Origin of the sequence: Burkholderia sp. CCA53 (genome assembly GCF_001685525.1) — a bacterium.
GTDB classification, from domain to species: domain Bacteria; phylum Pseudomonadota; class Gammaproteobacteria; order Burkholderiales; family Burkholderiaceae; genus Burkholderia; species Burkholderia multivorans.
Genome location: NZ_BDDJ01000001.1, coordinates 2,424,459 through 2,448,660 on the forward strand (window position 1 = coordinate 2,424,459; position 24,202 = coordinate 2,448,660).

Annotated in this window: 19 protein-coding genes; 10 read left to right on the forward strand and 9 right to left on the reverse strand. The window is 68.8% G+C overall.

Features of this window, described 5'->3' with window-relative positions:
* Window positions 1-308 precede the first annotated feature (308 nt).
* Entirely contained in the window at window positions 309-953 is a 645-nt protein-coding gene (locus BCR55_RS11275; protein WP_006398612.1) for an OmpA family protein, read from the reverse strand.
* Between the two features lie 334 nt (window positions 954-1,287).
* Between BCR55_RS11275 and apbC the strand changes: the two genes are divergently transcribed.
* The 5 genes from apbC to BCR55_RS11300 all read left to right on the forward strand — a co-directional run bounded on the left by apbC (window position 1,288) and on the right by BCR55_RS11300 (window position 6,896).
* On the forward strand, window positions 1,288-2,379 hold the full coding sequence (apbC, locus tag BCR55_RS11280; protein WP_006410263.1) for an iron-sulfur cluster carrier protein ApbC: 1,092 nt from the start codon (window positions 1,288-1,290) through the stop codon (window positions 2,377-2,379).
* A gap of 134 nt (window positions 2,380-2,513) precedes the next feature.
* A complete protein-coding gene (locus BCR55_RS11285) occupies window positions 2,514-3,050 on the forward strand; it encodes a superoxide dismutase family protein (RefSeq protein WP_006398614.1) in 537 nt (178 codons plus the stop codon).
* Window positions 3,051-3,168: 118 nt separating this feature from the next.
* Window positions 3,169-3,738 (forward strand): dCTP deaminase, encoded by a 570-nt coding sequence (gene dcd, locus BCR55_RS11290; RefSeq protein WP_006398615.1) that lies wholly within the window; start codon window positions 3,169-3,171, stop codon window positions 3,736-3,738.
* Between the two features lie 81 nt (window positions 3,739-3,819).
* Complete coding sequence (locus tag BCR55_RS11295; protein WP_006398616.1) at window positions 3,820-6,099, forward strand: arginine/lysine/ornithine decarboxylase; 2,280 nt, start codon at window positions 3,820-3,822, stop codon at window positions 6,097-6,099.
* Window positions 6,099-6,896, forward strand: coding sequence for a lysozyme inhibitor LprI family protein (locus BCR55_RS11300; protein ID WP_035488648.1), 798 nt, complete (start codon window positions 6,099-6,101; stop codon window positions 6,894-6,896). Before BCR55_RS11295 ends, BCR55_RS11300 begins: the two co-directional genes overlap by 1 nt.
* A 121-nt stretch (window positions 6,897-7,017) precedes the next feature.
* Here the strand turns inward: BCR55_RS11300 and BCR55_RS11305 are convergent, their stop codons facing one another.
* The 3 genes from BCR55_RS11305 to BCR55_RS11315 form a co-directional block, all read right to left on the reverse strand.
* Window positions 7,018-7,698, reverse strand: a complete 681-nt coding sequence (locus tag BCR55_RS11305) for an HAD family phosphatase (protein ID WP_065494953.1) — start codon at window positions 7,696-7,698, stop codon at window positions 7,018-7,020.
* 87 nt (window positions 7,699-7,785) lie between these two features.
* Window positions 7,786-9,195 carry an argininosuccinate lyase gene (argH, locus tag BCR55_RS11310; RefSeq protein ID WP_006405819.1) on the reverse strand — a complete coding sequence of 470 codons (1,410 nt, stop codon included), beginning with the start codon at window positions 9,193-9,195 and terminating at the stop codon, window positions 7,786-7,788.
* 126 nt (window positions 9,196-9,321) lie between these two features.
* Window positions 9,322-10,131, reverse strand: coding sequence for a helix-turn-helix transcriptional regulator (locus tag BCR55_RS11315; RefSeq protein WP_006398620.1), 810 nt, complete (start codon window positions 10,129-10,131; stop codon window positions 9,322-9,324).
* Between the two features lie 221 nt (window positions 10,132-10,352).
* Here BCR55_RS11315 and BCR55_RS11320 point away from each other — a divergent pair, with 221 nt between their 5' ends.
* Window positions 10,353-11,105 carry a class I SAM-dependent methyltransferase gene (locus tag BCR55_RS11320; RefSeq protein WP_006405817.1) on the forward strand — a complete coding sequence of 251 codons (753 nt, stop codon included), beginning with the start codon at window positions 10,353-10,355 and terminating at the stop codon, window positions 11,103-11,105.
* Between the two features lie 158 nt (window positions 11,106-11,263).
* On the opposite strand, the gene ppc is transcribed toward BCR55_RS11320, so the two are convergent.
* Entirely contained in the window at window positions 11,264-14,278 is a 3,015-nt protein-coding gene (gene ppc, locus BCR55_RS11325; RefSeq protein ID WP_006408797.1) for a phosphoenolpyruvate carboxylase, read from the reverse strand.
* A gap of 208 nt (window positions 14,279-14,486) precedes the next feature.
* On the opposite strand from ppc, the gene hemC reads away from it, so the two are divergent.
* From hemC to BCR55_RS11340, 3 genes are read left to right on the forward strand one after another with little or no spacing between them, the layout of a single operon-like run.
* A complete protein-coding gene (gene hemC, locus BCR55_RS11330; RefSeq protein ID WP_006408798.1) occupies window positions 14,487-15,488 on the forward strand; it encodes a hydroxymethylbilane synthase in 1,002 nt (333 codons plus the stop codon).
* On the forward strand, window positions 15,488-17,458 hold the full coding sequence (gene hemDX, locus BCR55_RS11335) for a fused uroporphyrinogen-III synthase HemD/membrane protein HemX (RefSeq protein ID WP_006408800.1): 1,971 nt from the start codon (window positions 15,488-15,490) through the stop codon (window positions 17,456-17,458). The genes hemC and hemDX overlap by 1 nt, the downstream gene beginning before the upstream one ends.
* A 2-nt stretch (window positions 17,459-17,460) precedes the next feature.
* Complete coding sequence (locus BCR55_RS11340; RefSeq protein ID WP_006405813.1) at window positions 17,461-18,648, forward strand: heme biosynthesis protein HemY; 1,188 nt, start codon at window positions 17,461-17,463, stop codon at window positions 18,646-18,648.
* Window positions 18,649-18,778: 130 nt separating this feature from the next.
* On the opposite strand, the gene BCR55_RS11345 is transcribed toward BCR55_RS11340, so the two are convergent.
* The 3 genes from BCR55_RS11345 to BCR55_RS11355 form a co-directional block, all read right to left on the reverse strand.
* Entirely contained in the window at window positions 18,779-20,083 is a 1,305-nt protein-coding gene (locus BCR55_RS11345) for an MFS transporter (protein ID WP_006405812.1), read from the reverse strand.
* A 117-nt stretch (window positions 20,084-20,200) separates the two neighbouring features.
* Window positions 20,201-20,959, reverse strand: a complete 759-nt coding sequence (locus BCR55_RS11350) for an SDR family oxidoreductase (RefSeq protein WP_035488651.1) — start codon at window positions 20,957-20,959, stop codon at window positions 20,201-20,203.
* Window positions 20,960-21,065: 106 nt separating this feature from the next.
* Window positions 21,066-22,505 (reverse strand): aldehyde dehydrogenase family protein, encoded by a 1,440-nt coding sequence (locus BCR55_RS11355; protein ID WP_065494565.1) that lies wholly within the window; start codon window positions 22,503-22,505, stop codon window positions 21,066-21,068.
* 273 nt (window positions 22,506-22,778) lie between these two features.
* Between BCR55_RS11355 and ppa the strand changes: the two genes are divergently transcribed.
* Window positions 22,779-23,306, forward strand: a complete 528-nt coding sequence (ppa, locus tag BCR55_RS11360) for an inorganic diphosphatase (protein ID WP_006398629.1) — start codon at window positions 22,779-22,781, stop codon at window positions 23,304-23,306.
* 55 nt (window positions 23,307-23,361) lie between these two features.
* Here ppa and BCR55_RS11365 read toward each other — a convergent pair whose 3' ends face one another.
* Window positions 23,362-24,066, reverse strand: coding sequence for a GIY-YIG nuclease family protein (locus BCR55_RS11365; protein WP_065494566.1), 705 nt, complete (start codon window positions 24,064-24,066; stop codon window positions 23,362-23,364).
* Between the last annotated feature and the right edge of the window lie 136 nt (window positions 24,067-24,202).

A 24,202-nucleotide genomic window follows, 5' to 3' on the forward strand; every position in this document is an offset into this window, starting at 1 on the left:
GACCGGGCAGGCGCGGCGCCGGCGCGGGCGCGCGGCGGCTCGGCAGCCGGGCCGGCAGTGCGGTACGATGTTGCGTTGCAGCAGACGAGCGGCGGGCAAAAAAACCGGGGCGAATTCGGCCCCGGAGCAACAACGACAAGAGGAGAATGGTGACGCGCCGGTAACACCAGCCGCGTACCGTAAAGAAAGACCACGGACCGCGACAGAAGTTCGAAATTTTTTTCGATTTGTTACCGGCCGCCTCCAATCCCTTGTCCGGCGGGGCTGCGCGCGCATCCTGCGGCGCAGCCCCGCGCGTCGTGCGCGATTTACTGGTGCTGCGGCGCGCGCAGGTAGATCTCGACGCGGCGGTTCTGTGCGCGGCCGGCTTCGGTCGAGTTGTCGGCCACCGGGTTCGACGGGCCCATGCCCTGTGCCGACAGGCGGTTGCCCGCGACGCCGCGCTGCACCAGCGCGTTGACGACGCTTTGCGCGCGGTTCTGCGACAGCGTCTGGTTCAGCTGCGCGGAGCCCGTGCTGTCGGTGTAGCCGATCACCGACGCCGTCACTTGCGGGTTCTGGTTCAGCGTCGTTGCCAGGTCGTTCAGCAGCGGCGTGAAGGCCGGCGTGATCGCGTACTGGTTCGTCGCGAACGTGACCGAGCTCGGCACGTTCAGCTTCAGCGAGCCGTCCGGCTGCTCGGTGACCTGCGTGCCCGTCTGCGCAGCCGACGGCGCGAGCTTGTTCTTGATCGCTTGCCAGTTGTAACCCGTCACGCCGCCGACCAGCGCACCGACGCCCGCGCCGATCGCCGCACCCTTGCCGCCCCCGGCAAGCGCCCCGATGCCCGCGCCCAGCGCTGCACCCGTGCCCGTGCCGACGGCCGTGTTGGTGCCTTGCTGCGATGCGCAGCCCGCCAGCAGGGCGCCGGCGAGTGCGAAGACGGACAGGCGAGTCGCGATTTTCATGTTCATCTTGGATTCCTCTCTTGGTTGAACGAGTCGACAACAACAACAGTTACGGCTCCCTGCACGGCCGCCCGCAGGCCTGCGCCGGCGGCAGCCGCCGAGGCGGCCGCATGCCCTGTCCGCCAGCGTGGCTGTTCGGACAGCGCGACGCGTCAGCCTCTACAATATAGGCGGTTGGTGGCCGATTTGGCCCCATAGCGTGCCGCACGCGAAGAGTGCGCCGGCTCGCGCGTTCGCGCAATGGCATGCAACAGATTCTTTCACTTTTCTCGATATTCGCCGCGTTATTTGATATTTCTTGACGTTTGCGCGCGAAAAAAACGTTTTTGACGGAGTTTCGATGAGCATTGATCGGGCCCAAGTCGACGCCGCGCTGGCGGCTGTCGTCGACCCCAATACCGGCCGCCCGTACGCGGCGAACAAGGGCGTGCGCAACGTCGCGATCGACGGCGACGCCGTGACGGTCGACGTGGTGCTCGGCTACCCGGCGCGCAGCCAGTACGACGACGTGCGCGCGCGCATCGCGGCCGCGCTGACGGCCGTGCCGGGCGTACGCGACGCGCGCGTGGCGGTGTCGCAGGAGATCGTCGCGCACACGGTGCAGCGCGGCGTGAAGCTGCTGCCGAACGTGAAGAACATCGTCGCGGTCGCGTCGGGCAAGGGCGGCGTCGGCAAGAGCACGACGGCCGTGAATCTCGCGCTCGCGCTCGCGGCCGAAGGCGCGTCGGTCGGCATCCTCGATGCCGATATCTACGGCCCGTCGCTGCCGACGATGCTCGGCATCCACGGCCAGCGCCCCGAATCGCCGGACAACCAGTCGATGAACCCGCTCGTCGGCCACGGGCTGCAGGCGAACTCGATCGGCTTTCTGATCGAGGAAGACAACCCGATGGTGTGGCGCGGCCCGATGGCGACGTCCGCGCTCGAGCAGCTGCTGCGGCAGACGAACTGGCGCGAGCTCGACTACCTGATCGTCGACATGCCGCCCGGCACGGGCGACATCCAGCTCACGCTCGCGCAGCGCGTGCCGGTGACGGGCGCCGTGATCGTCACGACGCCGCAGGACATCGCGCTGCTCGACGCGAAGAAGGGGCTGAAGATGTTCGAGAAGGTGGGGATTCCGATCCTCGGGATCGTCGAGAACATGAGCATCCACATCTGCTCGAACTGCGGCCACGAGGAGCACATCTTCGGCGCCGGCGGCGCCGAGCGCATGGCGAAGGACTACGGCGTGACCGTGCTCGGCAGCCTGCCGCTCGACATCGCGATCCGCGAGCGCGCGGACAGCGGCACGCCGACCGTGGCGGCCGAGCCCGACGGCGCGCTCGCGCGGCGCTATCGCGACATCGCACGCGGCGTCGCGCTCGCGATTGCCGAGCGCGCGCGCGACATGACGTCGAAGTTCCCGTCGATCGTTGTTCAAAATACGTAAAACCCTTGCGGGGCGGGCCCTTCCGCTGTTTACGGCGCCGGAAGGCGCGGTATCATGGCGACTTTCCCCCGGGTCCCTTTACCCGCCCGGCACGGCTGCCGCATCGAACGGCCGCCGGCCGGCATGAGGATCGAATGAACGAACGACATCTCGGCGCGTACGCGGGCCGCGCGCGACGCGCGCTGCTGGCGGCCGCCGTGCTGGGCCTGCTGGCCGGCTGCACCTCCTTTTCCTCGTCGCACGAAAAACGCGCGGACGCGCAACTGCAGCCGACGGTCGGTTCGCAAACGCGCGGCACGGTGACGTTCGTCGAGCGCCCGGACGGCGTCCAGGTGACCTACAACCTCGTCGGCCTGCCGCCGAACAGCGATCATGCGCTGCAGGTGCACGAGCGCGGCGACTGCAATGCGGGCGACGGCTCGAGTGCGGGCCAGGTGTTCGCGCCCGCCGCCGATCGGCTGCGCGCGGGCGCGCGCGTCGCCGGCGATCTCGGCAACATCCACGCCGACGCGAACGGCGTCGCGGCCGGTTTCATCGTCGCGCCCGATCTGGCCCTCGACGGCGTGCGCTCGGCGCTGAACCGCTCGGCGCTGGTCCATCGCGACGCGAGCGACCCCGCGTTTCCGCAGCACGGCGCGGGGCCCGCGCTTGCCTGCGGCGTGATCCGGTGACGGCCGCCGCGTGCGCGCGCCGATGATCGCGTAAAATGTGCGCCTTCTGCGGCCGCCGCGTCGAACCGGCGGCCTTCGTTTTCGTTTACCGTCACGCAGCGTTTCCTGGCGCCCCGATATGAGCATCAAGTCCGACAAATGGATTCGGCGCATGGCCGAAGAGCACAAGATGATCGAGCCGTTCGTGCCCGATCAGGTCCGCGCGTCCGAGGACGGTCGCCGGATCGTCAGCTACGGCACGTCGAGCTACGGCTACGACATCCGCTGCGCGGACGAATTCAAGATCTTCACGAACATCAACTCGACGATCGTCGATCCGAAGAACTTCGACGAGGGCTCGTTTGTCGATTTCAAGGGCGACGTGTGCATCATCCCGCCGAACTCGTTCGCGCTGGCCCGCACCGTCGAATATTTCCGCATCCCGCGCACCGTGCTGACGGTCTGCCTCGGCAAGTCCACGTACGCGCGCTGCGGGATCATCGTCAACGTGACGCCGTTCGAACCCGAATGGGAAGGCTACGTCACGCTGGAATTCTCGAATACCACGCCGTTGCCCGCGAAGATCTACGCGAACGAAGGCGTCGCGCAGGTGCTCTTCTTCGAGAGCGACGAGGTGTGCGACGTGTCGTATGCCGATCGCGGCGGCAAGTATCAGGGGCAGCGCGGTGTCACGCTGCCGAAAACCTGATCTGCTTGCATAACGTCTCACCAGTTTCCGGGTGACCGCTGCGCGTGACGCGCCGCGGTCGTTCTTTTTGGAGAATCGCCCATGAAGTTTCGTTTCCCCGTCGTGATCATCGACGAAGATTTCCGCTCCGAGAACATCTCGGGCTCCGGCATCCGGGCGCTGGCCGAAGCGATCGAGAAGGAGGGCGTGGAAGTCCTCGGCCTCACGAGCTACGGCGATCTGACGTCGTTCGCGCAGCAGTCGAGCCGCGCCTCGTGCTTCATCCTGTCGATCGACGACGACGAACTCATGCTCGGCGAAATCGGCCCGGACGGCGAACTGCCCGAGCTCGCGACCGCGATCATCGAGCTGCGCGCGTTCGTCACCGAAGTGCGCCGCCGCAATGCGGACATCCCGATCTTCCTGTACGGCGAGACGCGCACGTCGCGCCATCTGCCGAACGACATCCTGCGCGAGCTGCACGGCTTCATCCACATGTTCGAGGACACGCCGGAGTTCGTCGCGCGCCACATCATCCGCGAGGCGAAGGTCTATCTCGACTCGCTCGCGCCGCCGTTCTTCAAGGAGCTCGTCAAGTACGCGGACGAAGGCTCGTATTCGTGGCACTGCCCCGGCCATTCGGGCGGCGTCGCGTTCCTGAAGAACCCGCTCGGCCAGATGTTCCATCAGTTCTTCGGCGAGAACATGCTGCGCGCGGACGTCTGCAACGCGGTCGACGAACTTGGCCAGCTGCTCGACCATACGGGCCCCGTCGCGGCGTCGGAGCGCAACGCGGCGCGCATCTTCAGCGCCGATCATCTGTTCTTCGTGACCAACGGCACGTCGACGTCGAACAAGATCGTCTGGCACGCGACCGTCGCGCCGGGCGACATCGTGCTCGTCGACCGCAACTGCCACAAGTCGATCCTGCACGCGATCACGATGACGGGCGCGATCCCCGTGTTCCTCACGCCGACGCGCAACCACTTCGGCATCATCGGCCCGATTCCGCGCGACGAGTTCAAGCCTGAGAACATCCGCAAGAAGATCGAGGCGAACCCGTTCGCGCGCGAAGCGCTGCGTCAGAACCCCGACCTGAAGCCGCGCATCCTGACGATCACGCAGAGCACCTACGACGGCGTCGTGTACAACGTCGAGATGATCAAGGACCTGCTCGGCGATCTGCTCGACACGCTGCACTTCGACGAAGCATGGCTGCCGCACGCGGCGTTCCATCCGTTCTATCGCGACATGCACGCGATCGGCGACGGCCGTCCGCGCACGGGCGCGCTCGTGTTCGCGACGCACTCGACGCACAAGCTGCTCGCCGGCATTTCGCAGGCATCGCAGATCGTCGTGCAGGATTCGGAGAACCGCACGTTCGACAAGCATCGCTTCAACGAGGCGTATCTGATGCATACGTCGACGAGCCCGCAGTACGCGATCATCGCGTCGTGCGACGTCGCGGCCGCGATGATGGAGCCGCCCGGCGGCACGGCGCTCGTCGAGGAATCGATCGCCGAGGCAATCGACTTCCGCCGCGCGATGCGCAAGGTCGACGCCGAATATGGCGACGACTGGTTCTTCAGCGTGTGGGGCCCGGAGGATCTGTCCGAAGAAGGGATCGGCTCGCGCGAGGCCTGGATGCTGAAGCCGAACGACCGCTGGCACGGCTTCGGCCCGCTCGCCGAAGGCTTCAACATGCTCGACCCGATCAAGGCGACGATCATCACGCCGGGGCTCGACGTCGACGGCGAGTTCGGCGAGACCGGCATTCCGGCCGCGATCGTCACCAAGTACCTGGCCGAGCACGGCATCATCGTCGAGAAGACGGGCCTGTACTCGTTCTTCATCATGTTCACGATCGGCATTACGAAGGGCCGCTGGAACTCGATGGTGACCGAGCTGCAGCAGTTCAAGGACGACTACGACAACAACCAGCCGCTCTGGCGCGTGCTGCCCGAATTCGTCGCGCAGCATCCGCGCTACGAGCGCGTCGGGCTGCGCGATCTCTGCACGCAGATCCACGACGTCTACCGCGCGAACGACATCGCGCGCCTGACGACCGAGATGTATCTGTCGGACATGGAGCCCGCGATGAAGCCGTCGGACGCGTTCGCGAAGCTCGCGCACCGCAAGATCGACCGCGTGCCGCTCGACGAGCTCGAAGGCCGCGTGACGAGCATCCTGCTGACGCCGTACCCGCCGGGCATTCCGCTGCTGATTCCGGGCGAGCGCTTCAACAAGACGATCGTGAACTACCTGCGGTTCGCGCGCGACTTCAACGAGCGCTTCCCGGGCTTCCATACCGACATCCACGGTCTCGTCGCGGAAGAGGTGAACGGCCGCGTCGAGTACTTCGTCGACTGCGTGCGCGACTGATGGCGGCGCAGGGACGAATCCGGGCGGTGCGCGCGGCGGCCGCCGCGCTCGCCGTCTGGGCGGTCTGCTCGGCGGCGCCTGGCCTCGCGCATGCCGAAGTCGCGGCGGCCGATCCGATCGACGTCGCGATGCGGCAGTGCCTCGCGCGGCGCGACCGGTCGTCGACGGCCGGCCAGATCCAGTGCATGAACGAAGCGCAGCAGCAGTGGCAGGCCGCGATGGACGACGCCTACGCGCGCCTGCTGAAGAATGCACCGGCCGACGCGAAGCGCGGCTGGCAGGAGAGCCAGCGGCGCTGGCTCACGTGGCGCAAGGACGAAGCGCATCTGCTGAAGGCCGTCTACGACACGACGAGCGGCACGATGTACACGATGGCGAGCGCCGACATGCAGCTGCAGCCCGTGCGCAGCCGCGCGCTCGCGCTGCGTGCGGCGGCCGAACGCTACGCGCCGCCTGCCGCGATACCGGCGGCGGTCGGAAGCGGCGCGCAGGCCGCTGCGGCACCGGCGAACGGCAAGCCGGCGAACGTCACGCGCGATGCGCCGGTCGGCCGCGTGCGGCCGTGCGACCAGGACGCCGCATGCGAGCACGCGGTGTTCGATCTGAACCGCTATTACCAGAAGCTGCGCCGCAAGATGCCCGCGCATTCGGCCGCGACGCTCGTGCGCGCGCAGCGCGCGTGGTTCGCGTTTCGCGATGCGACCGCGCCGCTCGTCGGCGAGGACGGACGCGTCGATCTGATCGGCGCACGCATCGCGACGATGAAGCGGCTGTCCGAGACGGCCGGCAACCGCTGACCGCCGCGGCTTTTTCCGGCGCGACGCGAAGCGGAACGCAAAACGAAACGCAAAACGAAACGGGCACCCTGCGGTGCCCGTTTTGCATGGCGCTCTCGCGTGCCGCGCGGTGAACCGGTGCCTACGCGAGCTGCGTATCGTGCCGGCCGAACCACGCCGGCACCAGCGCGATCGCATCGTCGAGCGACGCGAGCACGTGCAGGCTCAGCGCGACGACCTCGGGCGTCGGCGCCTTCAGATCGGGCACGGTGACGACCGACGCGCCTGCGCCGGCTGCCGACTGCACGCCGAAGTCGCTGTCCTCGAACGCGACGCACGCGTGAGCGGGCACGCCGAGGCGCTCGGCCGCGAGCCGGTACACGGCCGGGTCCGGCTTGCCGCGCGCGACCTCGGTGCCGCTCGCGATCGCCTGGAAGTACGGCAGCACGCCGACCGCGTCGAGCCGCGCGCGAATCACCTCCTGCGCGGACGACGACGCGACCGCGCACGGAATGCCGGCCTGTGCGAGCGTGTCGAGCAGCGCGAGTGCGCCGGGTTTCAGCGGGAACTTCGGATGCGGTTCGGGCGCGGCCAGCTGTTCGCGTACGCGCATGCGCACGGCGTCGAACGTGTCCGCGTCGCCGATCAGCCGCGCGAGGATCGTCTGTCCCTCGGCGAACGAGCGCCCGACGATCTGCAGGTAGTCGGCCACGGTCAGCGCGACGCCGTGCGCGTTCGACACGTCGATCCACGCGTTCATGATGGTCCGCTCCGAATCGACGAGCAGGCCGTCCATGTCGAAGAGCGCGGCGGAGAAGGTCATCGGGGGCATCCGGAAAAGGGCGGTGCGCGGCGGCGCATGCGAAAAAAAACGGACGCCGTGCAGGCGTCCGCGGTGAGGGTGCTGCGCTTACTTGCCGAGTGCGGCGCGCGCGGCCCGCGCGGCCGCACGCACCTGGTCGGGCGCGGTGCCGCCCGGGTGGTTGCGGCTCGCGACCGAGCCTTCGAGCGTCAGATAGTCGAACACGTCGTCGCCGATCAGGTGCGCGACGTTCGGCAGCTCGCGCTTCATCTCGTCGAGCGAGAGATCCGCGAGGTCGATGCCGCGGTCGTCGCAGATCTTCACGGCATGCGCGACCGCTTCGTGCGCGTCGCGGAACGGCAGCCCGCGCTTGACCAGATAGTCGGCGAGGTCGGTTGCGGTCGAGAAGCCCTGCAGCGCGGCCGCACGCATCGCGGCCGGCTTTACCGTGATGCCGGCGACCATCTCCGCGAAGATGCGCAGCGTGTCGGCGACGGTGTCGACCGTGTCGAACAGCGGCTCCTTGTCTTCCTGGTTGTCCTTGTTGTACGCGAGCGGCTGGCCCTTCATCAGCGTGAGCAGCGCCATCAGATGGCCGTTCACGCGGCCCGTCTTGCCGCGCGCGAGTTCGGGCACGTCCGGGTTCTTCTTCTGCGGCATGATCGAGCTGCCCGTGCAGAAGCGGTCGGCGATGTCGATGAAGCCGACGCGCGGGCTCATCCATAGCACGAGCTCTTCGGAGAAGCGCGACACGTGCGTCATTACGAGTGCGGCCGCGGCCGTGAATTCGATCGCGAAATCGCGGTCGGACACCGCGTCGAGCGAGTTCGCGCAGATGCCGTCGAAGCCGAGCGACTTCGCGACCGCATGACGGTCGATCGGATAGCTGGTGCCCGCGAGCGCGGCCGCGCCGAGCGGCAGACGGTTCACGCGCGTGCGGCAGTCGCGCATGCGCTCGGCGTCGCGCGAGAACATCTCGACGTACGCGAGCAGGTGATGGCCGAACGTGACGGGCTGTGCGACCTGCAGGTGCGTGAAGCCCGGCATGATCGTGTCCGCGTTTTGCTCGGCGAGGTCGATCAGCGCGCCGCGCAGATCGTTCAGCAGCCCGCCGATGCGGTCGATTTCGCCGCGCAGCCACAGACGGATGTCGGTCGCGACCTGGTCGTTGCGCGAGCGGCCCGTATGCAGGCGCTTGCCTGCGTCGCCGATCAGCGCGGTCAGGCGCGCCTCGATGTTCAGGTGGACGTCCTCGAGATCGAGCTGCCATTCGAATTCGCCACGCTCGATTTCGCCCTTGATCTGCGCCATCCCGCGCTCGATCGCGGCCAGATCGTCGGCGCTGATGATCTTCTGCGCCGCGAGCATGTTCGCGTGCGCGAGCGAGCCGGCGATGTCGACGAGCGCCAGGCGCTTGTCGAAAAACACCGACGACGTGTAGCGCTTGACCAGCTCCGACATCGGTTCCGAGAAGCGGGCCGACCAGGCCTCGCCCTTTTTGTGCAGTTGGGACGTCATGGCGATTCTTCGAGGGAGTTGGGCGGCTTGCGCCGCCGAGGAATCCCGCGATTCTAACATTCGCGCGCAGGGCCGCCGCCGCTGTCGCGGCTGCTGTCCGCCGCAGGCGCGCGTCGGTCGTTCGCGTCAGTCGCGCACCAGCACGACGAGTTTCAGATCCTCGCGATGCGCGGGCTTCAGCGTGATCTGCTGATAGACGAGCCGGCCGTCGGCCGGATGGTCGAATTCGCGCAGCCCGCCTTCGCGCTCGAATACGTCCTGCGACGCCCAGTACTGCGCGAACGCGTCGCTGCCGGCCGTCAGCGCGTCGATCAGAGCGCGCGTCGGCGCGTCGGTCAGATGACGGATCGAATCGGCGCGGAATTCGGCCGCGAGGCGCCGCGCGCGGGTTTCCCAATCGACGATCAGCGTGCGTGCGGCCGGCGACATGAACGTGAAGCGCAGCAGGTTGCGGTCGTGCTCGCCGTCGAGCCAGCCCGTAAACAGCGCGGCGGCCGGCGCGTTCCACGCGAGCGCGTTCCATTGGCGATCGAGCACGTACGCGGGCGTCGCGATCGCCGCGACGGTGGCGGCGAGCGTCGGCGGCAGGTCGCCGGCCGCGACGTCGGGCTCGGCCGGATCGCGCTGCGCGGCGAGCTCGAACAGATACGCGCGCTCGGCCTTCGACAGCTGCAGCGCGACCGCGATTCGTGCGAGCGCGTCGGCCGACGCCGACACCGGGCGCCCCTGCTCGATCCACGTGTACCAGGTCGGGCTGACGCCGCACAGCTGCGCGACTTCCTCGCGGCGCAGCCCCGGCGTGCGACGGCGCGGGCCGGGCGGCAGGCCGACTGCCTGCGGCGACAGGCGTTCGCGGTGCGCGCGAATGAATTCGCCCAGCGCGCGGGCGGGCGTCGCATCGAGCGGCGGGGTGGGAGCGGAGGACGGACGGTTCATGCGGGAAATGAGAAAAGGGGCGGCGTGCAACGTGCCGCGGGCCACGTGCGACGTACAACGGGCGCCGCACGACACGCACCGGACCGCAGCGTCACGACGATCAGACGGGTGTAACGAATACCAGAATAACTGCTTGACTTGTACTGGTACAAACGCCGCCCTATTGTAGCGATTCGCGCGCTGCGAGTCAGCGCCCGTCCCGCCCACGACAGGAGTGCACGATGAAACACCACGATCAGGTCGCCGACGCATTCGGCTCGACGGCCGCCGCCTATCTGACGAGCACCGTTCACGCGACGGGCGCCGATCTGCAGACGCTCGCCGATACCGTGCGCGCGACACCCGAGGCGGCCGTGCTCGATCTCGGCTGCGGCGCGGGCCACGCGAGCTTCGCGGTCGCGCCGCACGTGCGCGAGGTCGTCGCCTACGATCTCGCCGAGCCGATGCTCGTGACCGTCGATGCGGCCGCACGCGAGCGCGGGCTCGCGAACGTTCGCACGCGGCAGGGGCCGGCCGAGCGTCTGCCGTTCGACGCGGCGACCTTCGACTGGGTCGTCAGCCGGATGAGCGCGCACCACTGGCACGACGTGCGCGCGGCGCTCGCCGAAGTGCGGCGCGTGCTGAAGCCGGGCGGACGCGTGCTGATGATCGACATCGCCGGCAACGACCACCCGCTGCTCGACACGTATCTGCAGGCGGCCGAAGTGCTGCGCGACGCGTCGCACGTGCGCGACTATCGCGCCGACGAGTGGCTCGCGATGTTCCGCGACGCGGGCTTCGATGCGCAGGTGAAGAGCCGCTGGCGGCTGCCGATCGATTTCGATACGTGGGTCGCGCGGATCCGCACGCCGGCCGACAGCGTGACCGGCATTCGCGCGCTCTGGGCCCACGCGCCGGACGAAGTGCGCGCGTACTACGCGGTGCAGGGCGACGGATCGTTCGAACATGACGCGCTGCTGATCGACGCGCATTGAACGCGCGCGGCGTGTCGACGCGCGGCGCATCGACGCCCGACGTAGCGACGCCCGGCGCATCGACGCGCCGCGCATGAAAAAAGCCGCGACACGCGCATTCGCGTGTCGCGGCTTCGGCAGCGCAGCGCCCGCCATGCGGCGCGCGCGGCACGCGTGGGTCAGCCCGTATTGCGCAGCCCGGCCGCGATCCCGTTGATCGTCAGATGAATCCCGCGGCGCAGCCGCGCGTTCGTGTCGCCGGCGCGGTGGCGCTTGATCAGTTCGACCTGCAGGTGATTCAGCGGATCGAGATACGGGAAGCGGTTCTTGATCGAGCGCGCGAGCAGCGGATTCGTCGCGAGCCGTTCCTCGTGTCCGGTGATCTCCGCGAGCGCGTGCGACGTGCGCTCCCACTCGGCGACGATGCGTCCGAACACCGCGTTGCGCAGCTTGCGGTCCGGCACAAGTTCCGCGTAGCGCGACGCGACGGCGAGATCGGTCTTCGCGAGCACCATGTCCATGTTCGACAGCAGGTTCGCGAAGAACGGCCAGGTCTTGTTCATCTTCTTCAGCAACGCAAGCCGCTTGCTGCGTTCCGCTTCGTCGGCCGCGCCGTCCAGATACGTGGCGACCGCGCTGCCGAAGCCGTACCAGCCGGTCAGCAGCAGCCGGCACTGGCCCCACGAGAAGCCCCACGGAATCGCGCGCAGATCCTCGATCCTGCGGTTCTTCGGATCCTGCAGCTTGCGCGACGCCGGGCGGCTGCCGATGTTGAGCTCGGCGATTTCGGTGATCGGCGTCGACGCGAAGAAGTAGTCGGTGAAGCCCGGCGTTTCGTAGACGAGCGCGCGGTACGCGGCCATCGCGGTGTCGGACAGCGTCTGCATCGCGCCCTCGAACGCCGGCAGCTGCGCAGGCGCGTTCGACTGCGGCAGCAGCGACGCCTCGAGCGTCGCTGCGACGACCGTCTCGAGGTTGCGCCGGCCGATCTCGGGGTTCGCGAACTTGCTCGCAATCACTTCGCCCTGTTCGGTCAGGCGGATCTGGCCGTTTACGGTGCCCGGCGGCTGCGAGAGGATCGCCTGATAGGTCGGGCCGCCGCCGCGGCCGACCGTGCCGCCGCGGCCGTGGAACAGCCGCAGCGTGATCTTGCGCTCGCGGAACAGTTCGACGAGCGCGAGCTCGGCGCGATACAGCTCCCAGTTCGACGTCAGGAAGCCGCCGTCCTTGTTGCTGTCCGAGTAGCCGAGCATGACTTCCTGCTCGTCGCCCTGATGGTGGATCAACGCATCGACGCCCGGCAGCGCGAAATACTCGCGCATGATCCGCGACGCGTCGCGCAGGTCGGGAATCGTCTCGAACAGCGGGATCACCATCAGCGCATTCTTCGCATGGCCGTCCGGCGCGCCGAGTGCGCCTTCGAGCAGGCCGGTCTCCTTCTGCAGCAGCAGCACCTCGACGAGATCGCTGACCGTTTCCGTGTGCGAAATGATGTAGTTGCGCACCGCGCGCGCGCCGAACTGCGCACGCACTTCGCGGGCCTTTTCGAACACGCCGAGCTCGCTTTGCGCGAGCGCCGAGTATTCGATGTACGGCGAGCGCAGCGGACGCGGATCGGCCAGCGCGGCGAGCAGCACGCGCAGCTTGTCCGCCTCTTCGAGCGACGCGTAGTCGGCCACGACACCCGCGCGCGCGAACAGCTCCGCGACCACCGCTTCGTGAATGTCGGAGCTCTGGCGCAGGTCGATGCTCGCGAGGTGGAAGCCGAACACTTCGGCCGCGCGCATGAGCGGCGTGAGGCGCGGCGCGGCGAGCGACGCGCCGTGATGTTCGGCGAGCGATGCGGTCAGTACCTTCAGGTCCGCGACGAATTCGTCGGAATCCGCATACGGCGTTGCGCGCACGGGCGGGGCGCCGCGCCCTGCGCTGCGCACGGGCACCGTGCCTTCGCCGAGCCGCACGCGCGCACTTGCGGCAAGGCGCGTGTAGATGCCGATCAGCGCGCGCCGGTACGGCTCGTCGACGCGGTGCGGCGACTGGTCGGGCGACGCGGCCGCGAGCGCTTTCACCGCGTCGTTCGCGCCGACCAGCAGGTTCGACACCGACAACTCGGCGCCGAGCTTGTGCACCTGCTCGAGATAGTGCTCGAGGATCACCGCCGCCTGGCGATTGATCGCTTCGTCGAGCGTTGCGGCCGTCACGTTCGGATTGCCGTCGCGATCGCCGCCGATCCAGCTGCCCATCTGAAAGAACGCCGGCACGCGCGCCGCCAGCCCGTGCTCCGCGAGCGCGGCCTCGATGTCGCCGTACAGCGCGGGCAATTCCTCGAGGAACGTCGCGCGGTAGTAGGACAGCGCGTTCTCGATTTCGTCGCCGACCGTCAGGCGCGCGTCGCGCAGCATCCGCGTCTGCCACAGCGCGGTCACGCGCGCGCGCAGCATCGCTTCGTTGTGCTGGCGCTCGCGCGCGGTCAGTTCCTGATCGCGTTCGGCGAGCAGCCGCGCGATGTCGTGCTGCGCGTCGAGAATGCTCTTGCGCTGCACTTCGGTCGGGTGCGCGGTCAGTACCGGCACGATCAGCGCGTCGTCGAAGAAGCGCTGCAGCACGCGCTTCGATGCATTGCCGGTCGTCTTCAGCTTGTCGAGCGCGTGCGCGACCGTGCCCGGCTGCGGCGCCGAGCCCGCGAGCGCGTGGATGCGGCGGCGGCGGTTGTGGTGGCGATCCTCGGCGATGTTCGCGAGGTGCGAGAAATAGCTGAACGCGCGCACGACGCTGACCGTCTGCTCGGGCGTCAGCTTGCGCAGCTTCTTCTCGAGCGTCTGCGCGGCTTCGCGGTCGTCCTCGCGGCGGAACTTGACCGCGGTCTGACGAATCGTCTCGACGACGTCGAACACCGTGTCGCCTTCCTGCTCGCGCACGACGTCGCCGAGCAGGCGGCCGAGGAAACGGATGTCTTCGAACAGCGGACGATCCTTGTCTTCGCGCGTGCGCCCGCCCGACTTCGGCGTTGCTGCCGTGCGCGCGCTCGCCGTGCGCGTCGTGGCCGCACGTTTTGTCCGACGTATCGGGTCTTTCGGTTTCGTTGCCGGTTTCGCACGGCCGTTCGCGGCGGTGGCGACGGCGCTCGTCGGGGCGTCGGAGGAGGGCAGGGCAGCATTGCGGCGCGTCGCGCGCACCGATCCGGAAGACTTCACGATGGGTTTCCTTGGGAAAGCTCGAGTCAAAAGGAACTGCGGAAACTGCGGGAACTGCGGTCAAGCAACCAGCTACGTACGGCGCATCCGCGCATCCGCGCCGCAGGCCGCGCGAGGGCGCGGCGGCCGCGGGCGCCCGGCCCGGGCGGGCCGAAGCGTGCGTGCTACCATTGTTCGATCTTCAATCCCGTCCTTCGATGTTCCTGCAATGAATTCCGAGATTCTCGCGGCCGGGCCGCGACCGGCACAGCCGCCGGCGACGCTGACGATCGCTTCGCGCGAAAGCCGCCTGGCGATGTGGCAAGCCGAACATGTGCGTGATGCGCTGCGCAAATTATATCCAGCTTGTGACGTGAAAATCCTCGGGATGACGACGCGCGGCGATCAGATTCTCGATCGCACGCTGTCGAAGGTCGGCGGCAAGGGACTGTTCGTCAAGGAACTCGAGAGCGCGCTCGCCGACGGCCGCGCCGATCTCGCCGTGCACTCGCTGAAGGACGTGCCGATGATGCTGCCGGACGGCTTCGCGCTCGCCGCGATCATGCAGCGCGAGGATCCGCGCGACGCGTTCGTGTCGAACGACTACGCGTCGCTCGACGCGCTGCCGGCCGGCGCGGTCGTCGGCACGTCGAGCCTGCGCCGCGAAGCGATGCTGCGCGCGCGTTATCCGCACCTGCAGGTGCTGCCGCTGCGCGGCAATCTCGATACGCGGCTGTCGAAGCTCGATCGCGGCGATTACGCCGCGATCATTCTCGCCGCCGCGGGCCTGAAGCGGCTCGGTCTGGAGGCGCGGATTCGCGCGCTGCTCGACGTCGAGGACAGCCCGCCCGCAGCCGGTCAGGGCGCGCTCGGCATCGAGATCGCCGCACACCGCGCGGACGTCGCCGCGTGGCTCGAACCGCTGCACGACGCGCAGACGGCGCTCGCCGTCGAGGCCGAGCGGATGGTGTCGCGCGCGCTCGGCGGCAGCTGCGAGGTGCCGCTCGCCGCGCATGCCGTGTGGCGGGCCGGGGAGCTCTATCTGACGGGCCGCGTGTCGACGATCGACGGCTCACGCGTGCTGACGGCCGAGGAGTGCGCGTCCGTCGTGACGGTCGCCGATGCGCTCGCGCTCGGCCGCGCGGTTTCCGACGAACTCGAGGCGCAGGGCGCGCTCGAGATCGTCCGCGCACTGCTCGCCGGCTCGCAGGCCGGCAAGGGCGAGGCCTGATGGCGGGCGGCGCGCGCGCATTCACCGCCGTTCTCACGCGCCCCGACGGCCAGTCGGCCGGGCTCGCCGCGCAACTGGCCGACGCCGGTTGCGACGTGCTCGAATTTCCGCTGATCGACATCGCGCCGGTCGACGATCCGGCGCCGCTCGCGGCCGCGTTCGCCGCGCTGGCCGACTATGCGCTCGTGATCTTCGTGTCGCCGAACGCGATCGATCGTGCACTCGCGCAGTACGGCGCGATCTGGCCGAACGCTCTGCCGGTCGGCGTGGTCGGCCCCGGCAGCGTCGCCGCGCTCGAGCGTCACGGCATCGCGCCGCCCGCGTATCGCGTGATCGCGCCGCAGCCGGGCAGCGACGGCAGCGCACCGCACTACGATTCCGAAGGATTGTTCGCGAGCATCGAGGCCGCGTTCGGCGGCGCCTCGGCGCTCGCCGGCAAGGGCGTGCTGATCGTGCGCGGCGACGGCGGCCGCGAATGGCTCGCCGATCGACTGCGCGAAGCGGGCGCCGACGTGACGCTGGTCGCCGCCTACCGGCGCGTCGTGCCCGAGCCGCGCATCGGCACGTGGGAGCGCGTGCATGCGCTGCTCGGCGGCGAGCCGCACGCGTGGCTCGTCACGAGTTCGGAGGGCGTGCGCAACCTGCACGAACTCGCGCGCGCGCATCTGAACGACACCGAGATCGAAGCGCTGAAGCACGCGCCGCTCGTGACGCCGCATCCGCGGATTGAGCAGACCGCGCGCGCATTGGGTTTTGATAGGATTACGCTGACCGGCGCGGGCGATGAGCGCATCGTCCGCGCGTTTCGAACGATGGCCGACGAGGCCGTCCAACCGGCGACAGCCGCACCGGTGACTAAACGCATGACAGATACCAACGATTCCAAAAGCGTCGCTTCCCAGCCGGCCGCCGCTTCCGCGCCGCCGTCGCAACCTTCGTATACCGCGTCCGAACCGCCCGCGCGCCGCGGCGGCAGTGCGGTGCTGTGGTTCGTCGTCGTCGTGCTCGGCTGCGCGGCGGGTGTCGGCGGCTACGCGCTGAACCGCAAGATCGACCGGCTCGACGATGCGCTCGTCGCACGCCAGAAGACGCTCGACGCGCAGGTCGCCGAGACGCGCACGAAGACCGAGCAGGCGCTCGCGAGCACGCATCAGGTCGACACGCAGCTCGCGCAGCTCGACGGCAAGCTCGCCGATGCGCAAAGCGCGCAGCAGGCGCTGCAGCAGCAGTACCAGGATCTGTCGCGCAACCGCGATGCGTGGATGCTCGAGGAAGTCGATCAGATGCTGTCGAGCGCGAGCCAGCAGCTGCAGCTGACCGGCAATACGCAGCTCGCGCTGATTGCGCTGCAGAATGCCGATGCGCGGCTCGCGACGTCGCAGAGCGCGCAGGCCGTGACGGTGCGCAAGGCGCTCGCGCAGGACATCGAGAAGCTGAAGGCCGCACCGTCGGCCGATCTGACCGGGCTCGCGATCAAGCTCGACGACGCGATCGCGCGGATCGACGCGCTGCCGCTGTCCGGCGAGGCGATCGTGCCGCACGCGGCGCCGAAGGCCGCGCCTGCCGACACGGCATCGGCCGCCGCCGCAGGCGAACCGCGCTGGAAGACGTGGTGGCACGACTTCTCGTCGGGTCTGACGCAGCAGCTGAAGGGCCTCGTGCAGGTGCGCCGGATCGACAACGCGGACGCGATGCTCGCGTCGCCCGACCAGGGCTACTTCGTGCGCGAGAACGTGAAGCTGCGGCTGCTCGCCGCGCGGCTGTCGCTGCTCGCGCGCAACGAGAGCGCGATGAAGGCCGACCTGCACGCCGCGCAGGCGTCGGTCGGCAAGTATTTCGATCAGGCGTCGAAGGACACGCAGACGGTCGAGGATCTGCTCAAGCAGGTCGACGGCGCGTCGCTGACGGTCGCGGTGCCGAACCTGAACACGAGCCTGAACGCCGTTCAGCAGTTCAAGAGCCGGGGGTAACGATGACGCTTCGAGGAATCGTCTGGCTCGCGGTCCTGTTCGCGATCGCCGTCGCGCTCGCCACCGTCGGGCGTTTCGACGCCGGGCAGGTGCTGATCGTCTATCCGCCGTATCGCGTCGACGTGTCGCTGAACCTGTTCGTGATATCCGTCGTCGTGCTGTTCATCGTCGTGTATGCGTTGCTGCGCATCGTGCGCAACATCTGGCGGATGCCGCAGCGGGTCGCCGCCTATCGCGCGCGTACGCGCAACGAGAAGGCCCAGGCATCGCTGCGCGATGCGATCGCGAACCTGTACGCAGGCCGTTTCTCGCGTGCGGAGAAGGCCGCGCGCGAAGCGCTCGCCGTCGACGCGAACCAGGGCGCGGCGAGCCTCGTCGCGGCCACCGCCGCGCATCGGATGCACGAGTACACGCGCCGCGACGAGTGGCTGTCGAAGGTCGACGCGCCCGAATGGCAGGACGCGCGGCTGCTCGCGACGGCCGACATGCGTGCGGACGCGCGCGATGCCGACGGCGCGCTCGCCGCGCTCGCCGATCTGCAGGCGGGCGGCAAGCGCATTCATGCGCAGCAGGTCGCGCTGCGCGCGCAGCAGCAGCTGAAGAACTGGGCGGAAGTGCTGAAGCTCGCGAAGGCGCTCGAGAAGCGCGAGGCGCTGCATCCGGCGGCGGCCGTGCGGCTGCGGCAGCAGGCCGCCGAGAATCTGCTGCGCGAACGCCGTCACGATGCGGATGCGCTGCTCGAGATCTGGCAGTCGCTGTCGCCGGCCGAGCGGCAGTCGCCGCGCCTCGCCGATCTCGCGGCCGAGCTGCTGGTCGCGCTCGAGCGCCGTACCGAAGCGCGCCGCATCGTCGAGGATGCGCTCGCGCACAACTGGGACGCGCGTCTGCTGCGCCGCTATCCGGACACGGCCGGCGCCGATGCGCTGCCGCTGATCCAGAAGGCCGAAGGGTGGAAGAAGGATCATCCGGAGGATGCAGACCTGCTGTTCGCGCTCGGCCGCCTCTGCCAGCAGCAGCAGCTGTGGGGCAAGGCGCAGTCGTTCCTCGAGGCGGCGCTGAAGCTCGCCGACAACGAGGCGCTCAAGGTGCGCGCGCACCGCGCGCTCGCGCGGCTGTTCGAGCATCTCGGCGAAACCGACAAGGCCGCGAAGCACTACCGCGAAAGCGCGCTCGCGATCACCGTGGTGTGACGCGCGGCGTTTGCCGCTTGTGGCACGCGCAGCAAAAAACGATGCCCCGGACGCCTGACGGCTTTCGGGGCATTTTTCTTGTCGGTCGCGCGCGGCCAGGCCGCTTAGTCGCGGCTGCGGTACACCGGCATCATTTATCGACGAGCCGCTTCGGCACCGACAGCGCGAGCAGGCCGCCGAGCACGAGGAAGCCGGCCAGCATGTACATGCCCGCGTCGTTCGCGCCGGTCGCCTGCTTAAGCCAGCCCATCAGATAGGGGCTCAGGAAGCCCGCGAGGTTGCCGATCGAGTTGATCATCGCGATGCCCGCAGCGGCGGCCGCGCCGCCGAGGAACGCGGTCGGCAGGCTCCAGAACAGCGGCAGCGTCGTCAGGATGCCGATCGTCGCGAGCGTGAGGCCGAGCATCGCGAGCGCCGTCTCGTGTGCCCACACGACCGACAGCACGAGGCCGACCGCGCCGAGCGCGGCCGGAATCGCGAGGTGCCAGCGCCGTTCGCGATGCTTGTCCGCGCTGCGCGCGATCAGGATCATCGCGACGACCGCGGCCGCATACGGCACGGCCGACAGCAGGCCGATCGCGAGCGTGTCGGTCACGCCGGTCGCCTTGATGATGGTCGGCAGCCAGAAGCCGACGCCGTACAGCCCCATCACGAACGAGAAGTAGATCAGCGCCATCAGCCATACGCGCGGGCTCGCCATCACCGCGCCGAGCGGCAGGTCTTCCTTCGTCGCTTCCTCCGCGTCGACGTTGCGCGCGAGCAGCGCCTTTTCCTCGTCGGTGAGCCACGTCGCTTTCGCGATCCGGTCGTCGAGCGCGAAGAACACGAGCACGCCGGCGAGCACCGACGGAATGCCTTCGAGCAGGAACAGCCACTGCCAGCCGTGCCAGCCGCTGATGCCGTCGAACGCTTTCAGGATGAAGCCCGAGATCGGGCCGCCGATCACGCCCGACAGCGCGACGGCCGTCATGAAGAACGTCGTCATGCGCCCGCGCCGGTGCGCGGGATACCAGTAGGTCAGGTACAGGATCACGCCGGGAAAGAAGCCCGCTTCCGCGACGCCGAGCAGAAAGCGCATCACGTAGAACATCGCGGGCGTCGTCACGAACATCGTGAGGATCGAGATCACGCCCCACGTCGCCATGATCCGCGCGATCCAGACGCGCGCGCCCACCTTGTGCAGGATGATGTTGCTCGGCACCTCGAACAGGAAGTAGCCGAAGAAGAAGATACCCGCGCCGAGCCCGTACACGGTATCGCTGAGATTCAGGTCGCTCGCCATCTGCAGCTTCGCGAAGCCGACGTTGACGCGGTCGAGATACGCGACCACGTAGCAGAGCAGCAGCAGCGGCGTGAGCCGCCACGATACCTTCCGGTAGGTTGCTTCCTCGAATGCGCCGGACGAGCCCGGCAGCGACTGCGTCGATGTTGCCATGTTGTCTCCTGTCCTTGTCGTGAGCCGGCAGCGCACGGGTGCGGCGCCGGTTGTCGTGCTAGGCATTGCGGTGCAGCGATGCCGGCGCTCGCGCGCCGGGTCCGGAAGCGGCGGACGCTAGATGCAGCGGCCGCCGTCGACTTCGAGGCAGACGCCCGTGATGAATTCGGCTTCGTCGGACGCGAGATAGAGCGCCGCGTTCGCGATGTCCTGCGGCGTCGAGAAGCGGCCGAGCGGAATCGTCGCGAGGAAGCGGCGGCGATTCTCGGGCGTGTCTTCGCAGCCCATGAACTCGGTCATGAGCGCGGTCTCGCCGAGTACCGGGTTGATGCAGTTCACGCGGATGCGATCGGCGCCGAGCTCGGCCGCGAGCGACTTGCTCGCGGTGATCATCGCGCCTTTCGTGCTGTTGTACCAGACGAGGCCCGGGCGCGGCCGCACGCCGGCCGTCGAGGCGACGTTGACGAACACGCCGCCGCCCTGCGTGCGGAAATACGGCACGAAGGTCTGCACGCTCCAGAACAGGCTCTTCATGTTCACCGCGTACACGCGGTCGAACTCGGCTTCGGTCACGTCGAGCACGGGCTTGTTGCGATGCGTGGTGCCCGCGTTGTTCACGACGATCTGCACCGCGTGGAAATCGTCGAGCGCCGCCTGCAGCAGCGCGCGCCAGTCGTCGCTTTGCGACACGTCGCCCGCGACCGCGATCGCCTTGCCGCCCGCGAGCGCGATCTCGCTCGCGACACGCTCGGCCGCCGCGCCGTTCAGATCGTTGACGACGACGTTCGCGCCTTCGCGCGCATACGTCTTCGCGATGCCTTCGCCGAAGCCCGAGCCGCCGCCCGTGACGATCGCCGTCTTGCCGCTCAACCGCATGGTCTGTCTCCTGTATTCGATTCGTTGTCGTCGTATTGCTGCGCAGCCGATGCGCTGCACCGCGGCCGGCATGCACGGATGCGCGCGCCGCCGCCCGCGTGGCCGCTCAGCCGTGCCGGATCGCGATCGTCTTCAGCGCGGTGAAGCCGTACAGCGCCTCGAAGCCCTTTTCGCGACCGTGACCCGAATGCCCGGTGCCGCCGAACGGCAGCTCGACGCCGCCGCCGGCGCCGTAGTTGTTGATGAACACCTGGCCCGCGCGCACGCGCCGCGCGAGCCGCATCTGACGCGCGCCGTCGCGCGTCCAGATGCCGGCCACGAGCCCGTACGGCGTGCCGTTGGCGAGCGCGAGCGCTTCGTCTTCGTCGGCGAAGCGCATCGCGGCGAGCACGGGCCCGAACACTTCCTCCTGCGCGAGGCGATGCGACGGCGGCACGTCGCGCAGCAGCGCGGGCGCCTGGTAGAAGCCGGTTTCCGGCGCGTCCGCGACGACCTGCCCGTGCGCGGCCATCGGAATGCCGTCATGCTGCGCATCGGACAGGAAGTCCCACACGCGCTGCTGCTGCTTCGCGTTGATCAGCGGGCCGCAGTCGAGATCGGCGCGGCTCGGGCCGACGCGCAGCCCGTTGAATGCGGTCGCGAGCCGTTCGACGAGCGGCTCGTAGACTGCGCGCTCGATCAGCACGCGGCTGCCCGCCGAACAGGTCTGGCCGCCGTTCTGCACGATCGCCGACACGAGCACGGGCAGCGCCGCGTCGAGGTCGGCATCGGCGAACACGATCTGCGGCGACTTGCCGCCGAGCTCGAGCGTGACGGGCACGTGGTTCTCGGCGGCCATCTGCGCGACGAGCTTGCCGGTTGCCGGCGAGCCGGTAAACGAAATGTGGTCGATGCCCGGATGACGCGCGAGCGCGGCACCCGCCTCGTGGCCGTAACCGGTGACGATGTTCAGCGCGCCGGCCGGCAGCCCGGCTTCGGCCGCGAGCTGCGCGATGCGCAGCAGCGACAGACAGGCGTCCTCGGCCGGCTTCACGACGCACGCGTTGCCGGCCGCGAGCGCCGCGCCGACGCTGCGCCCGAAGATCTGCATCGGATAGTTCCACGGCACGATGTGGCCCGTCACGCCGTGCGGCTCGCGTATGGTCAGCACCGTGTAGCCGGCCTGATAGGGCAGCGTTTCGCCGTGCAGCTTGTCGGCGGCGCCCGCGTAGAACTCGAAGTAGCGCGCGAGCGCGGCTGCGTCGGCGCGTGCCTGCTTGAGCGGCTTGCCGGTGTCGCGCGCCTCGATCGCGGCCAGTTCGTCGAGATGATCGGCGACGCGCATCGAAAGCCGCATCAGCACGCGGCCGCGCTCGGCCGCGCTCGCGGCGCCCCACGCACCGGCGAACGCGTCGCGCGCGGCGGCGACGGCGCGCTCGATGTCCGGCGCGGTGCCGCGCGCGATCGTCGCGAACGGCTGGCCGTCGGACGGATCGATGACGGCGATCGTTTCCAGTTGCGCGGGCAACGTCCATTCGCCCGCGATGAAATGCTTTGCCTCTTCCATGCCTGCTCCTGTCGTGCCGGGCCACGTGGCGCCGGTGCCCGGCTGCGAGGCCGGTCGGTGGGTCGGAGTCGTGCTGTCGTGTCGCGGCGGCCGCGGCGGTGCCGCGCCGGATCGTGTCCGAGCGCCGGACATCGGGAACGATTATCGGCCGATCGTCGTCCGGACGCCACCGGTCGATTGGCTATAATGGCGCATTCCCTGCGGGGACGCCCGCGTCGCGCACCGGCCGCGGCGGCCCTGTCCCGACTTCCCATCGACCAACAGAGAGCGTTCATGAGCTTCAATCATGTTCCGGCCGGCAAGGACCTGCCGCAAGATTTCAACGTGATCATCGAGATTCCCGCGCAGAGCGATCCGGTGAAGTACGAGGCGGACAAGGAGTTGGGCCTCCTCGTCGTCGACCGCTTCATCGGCACCGGCATGCGCTATCCGGTGAACTACGGCTACATCCCGCAGACGCTGTCGGGCGACGGCGATCCGGTCGACGTGCTGGTGATCACGCCGTTCCCGCTGCTGGCCGGCTCGATCGTGCGTTCGCGCGCGCTCGGCATGCTGCAGATGACGGACGAGTCGGGCGTCGACGCGAAGCTGATCGCGGTGCCGCACGACAAGGTCTGCCCGATGACGGCGAACCTGAAGTCGATCGACGACGTGCCGGAGTACCTGAAGGACCAGATCAAGCACTTCTTCGAGCAATACAAGGCGCTCGAGAAGGGCAAGTGGGTGAAGGTCGAAGGCTGGGCCGGCATCGATGCCGCGCACAAGGAAATCACCGACGGCGTCGCCAACTACAAGAAGTAAGCGGCGCGCCGGCCCGGCGGCCGGTTCGCGGTGCAGGCAAACCGCGCGAGTCTCGTCACGAGGCCGCGCGGTTTTGTTTTGTGCGGACGGTTTTGCGTGGCGCGGCGGCGATGGAGCGCGCGGATGGCGGGCGCTTCGGTCCGGATGTCGGGGCTTTGGGGGCTGTTGCCGGTTGTGCGGCTTTTGCGGGCTTTGTGCTTTTTTCGGCGCGTGCCGGCGCCGGTACCTTCGTCGGCTTGGCCGTCCTTTTCGTCTTCGTCGCCTTCTCGACCTGCGGCGCTTTCGCGCTGCGGATGGCCGGGACAGGCGTTTCGGCCCCCGTGGCCTGCTGCGCGCGCGTCGCTGCGCGTGCGGCCTTCGATGGCCCGATCGCGTCGGCCGATTTCTCCACGGCAACCGATGCTTTCGCGCCACGTCGCCGGCCGGCACCCGTACGCGGAGGCTGGCCGGCCGCAACGCGCTCCACTTCGTCTTCGACCGCGAACAGCGCGGCCGGCAAGACCGACGCAAGCGTCCGGATACCGGCGGCCAGTTCGCGCTTTTGCGTGGCGGTCAGCCGTTTCACCCAGTATTCGGCCTTCGACGCGATCGACCGGTCGGGCAACGGAAACGACGCGAGCACGGCGCGCGGCTTGCGCGAGCGCGTGTAGCGCGCGCCCTTGCCGGCCGCGTGTTCGTCGAAGCGCGCGGCGACGTCGGTCGTGATGCCCGTGTAGACGCTGTCGTCGACGCATTCGATCAGATACAGAAACCAGGACATGACCAATCGGCGGAGTGCGGAACCGCAAGTGTCTCAGAAATGGCATGCGCGATCGCGGGCAAGCGGCGAAGGGTGCGAACGCGGCGCGCGCGGGGCGGGGCGACGAACGCGCGGAATCCGGCCGGGTCGCGACGTG

What these genes read in the sequence shown, in the direction of transcription:
- BCR55_RS11275 (WP_006398612.1), bottom strand. Translation starts at nt 953, where the DNA reads ATGAACATGAAAATCGCGACTCGCCTGTCCGTCTTCGCACTCGCCGGC.
- apbC (WP_006410263.1), top strand. Translation starts at nt 1,288, where the DNA reads ATGAGCATTGATCGGGCCCAAGTCGACGCCGCGCTGGCGGCTGTCGTC.
- BCR55_RS11285 (WP_006398614.1), top strand. Translation starts at nt 2,514, where the DNA reads ATGAACGAACGACATCTCGGCGCGTACGCGGGCCGCGCGCGACGCGCG.
- dcd (WP_006398615.1), top strand. Translation starts at nt 3,169, where the DNA reads ATGAGCATCAAGTCCGACAAATGGATTCGGCGCATGGCCGAAGAGCAC.
- BCR55_RS11295 (WP_006398616.1), top strand. Translation starts at nt 3,820, where the DNA reads ATGAAGTTTCGTTTCCCCGTCGTGATCATCGACGAAGATTTCCGCTCC.
- BCR55_RS11300 (WP_035488648.1), top strand. Translation starts at nt 6,099, where the DNA reads ATGGCGGCGCAGGGACGAATCCGGGCGGTGCGCGCGGCGGCCGCCGCG.
- BCR55_RS11305 (WP_065494953.1), bottom strand. Translation starts at nt 7,698, where the DNA reads ATGACCTTCTCCGCCGCGCTCTTCGACATGGACGGCCTGCTCGTCGAT.
- argH (WP_006405819.1), bottom strand. Translation starts at nt 9,195, where the DNA reads ATGACGTCCCAACTGCACAAAAAGGGCGAGGCCTGGTCGGCCCGCTTC.
- BCR55_RS11315 (WP_006398620.1), bottom strand. Translation starts at nt 10,131, where the DNA reads ATGAACCGTCCGTCCTCCGCTCCCACCCCGCCGCTCGATGCGACGCCC.
- BCR55_RS11320 (WP_006405817.1), top strand. Translation starts at nt 10,353, where the DNA reads ATGAAACACCACGATCAGGTCGCCGACGCATTCGGCTCGACGGCCGCC.
- hemC (WP_006408798.1), top strand. Translation starts at nt 14,487, where the DNA reads ATGAATTCCGAGATTCTCGCGGCCGGGCCGCGACCGGCACAGCCGCCG.
- hemDX (WP_006408800.1), top strand. Translation starts at nt 15,488, where the DNA reads ATGGCGGGCGGCGCGCGCGCATTCACCGCCGTTCTCACGCGCCCCGAC.
- BCR55_RS11340 (WP_006405813.1), top strand. Translation starts at nt 17,461, where the DNA reads ATGACGCTTCGAGGAATCGTCTGGCTCGCGGTCCTGTTCGCGATCGCC.
- BCR55_RS11345 (WP_006405812.1), bottom strand. Translation starts at nt 20,083, where the DNA reads ATGGCAACATCGACGCAGTCGCTGCCGGGCTCGTCCGGCGCATTCGAG.
- BCR55_RS11350 (WP_035488651.1), bottom strand. Translation starts at nt 20,959, where the DNA reads ATGCGGTTGAGCGGCAAGACGGCGATCGTCACGGGCGGCGGCTCGGGC.
- BCR55_RS11355 (WP_065494565.1), bottom strand. Translation starts at nt 22,505, where the DNA reads ATGGAAGAGGCAAAGCATTTCATCGCGGGCGAATGGACGTTGCCCGCG.
- ppa (WP_006398629.1), top strand. Translation starts at nt 22,779, where the DNA reads ATGAGCTTCAATCATGTTCCGGCCGGCAAGGACCTGCCGCAAGATTTC.
- BCR55_RS11365 (WP_065494566.1), bottom strand. Translation starts at nt 24,066, where the DNA reads ATGTCCTGGTTTCTGTATCTGATCGAATGCGTCGACGACAGCGTCTAC.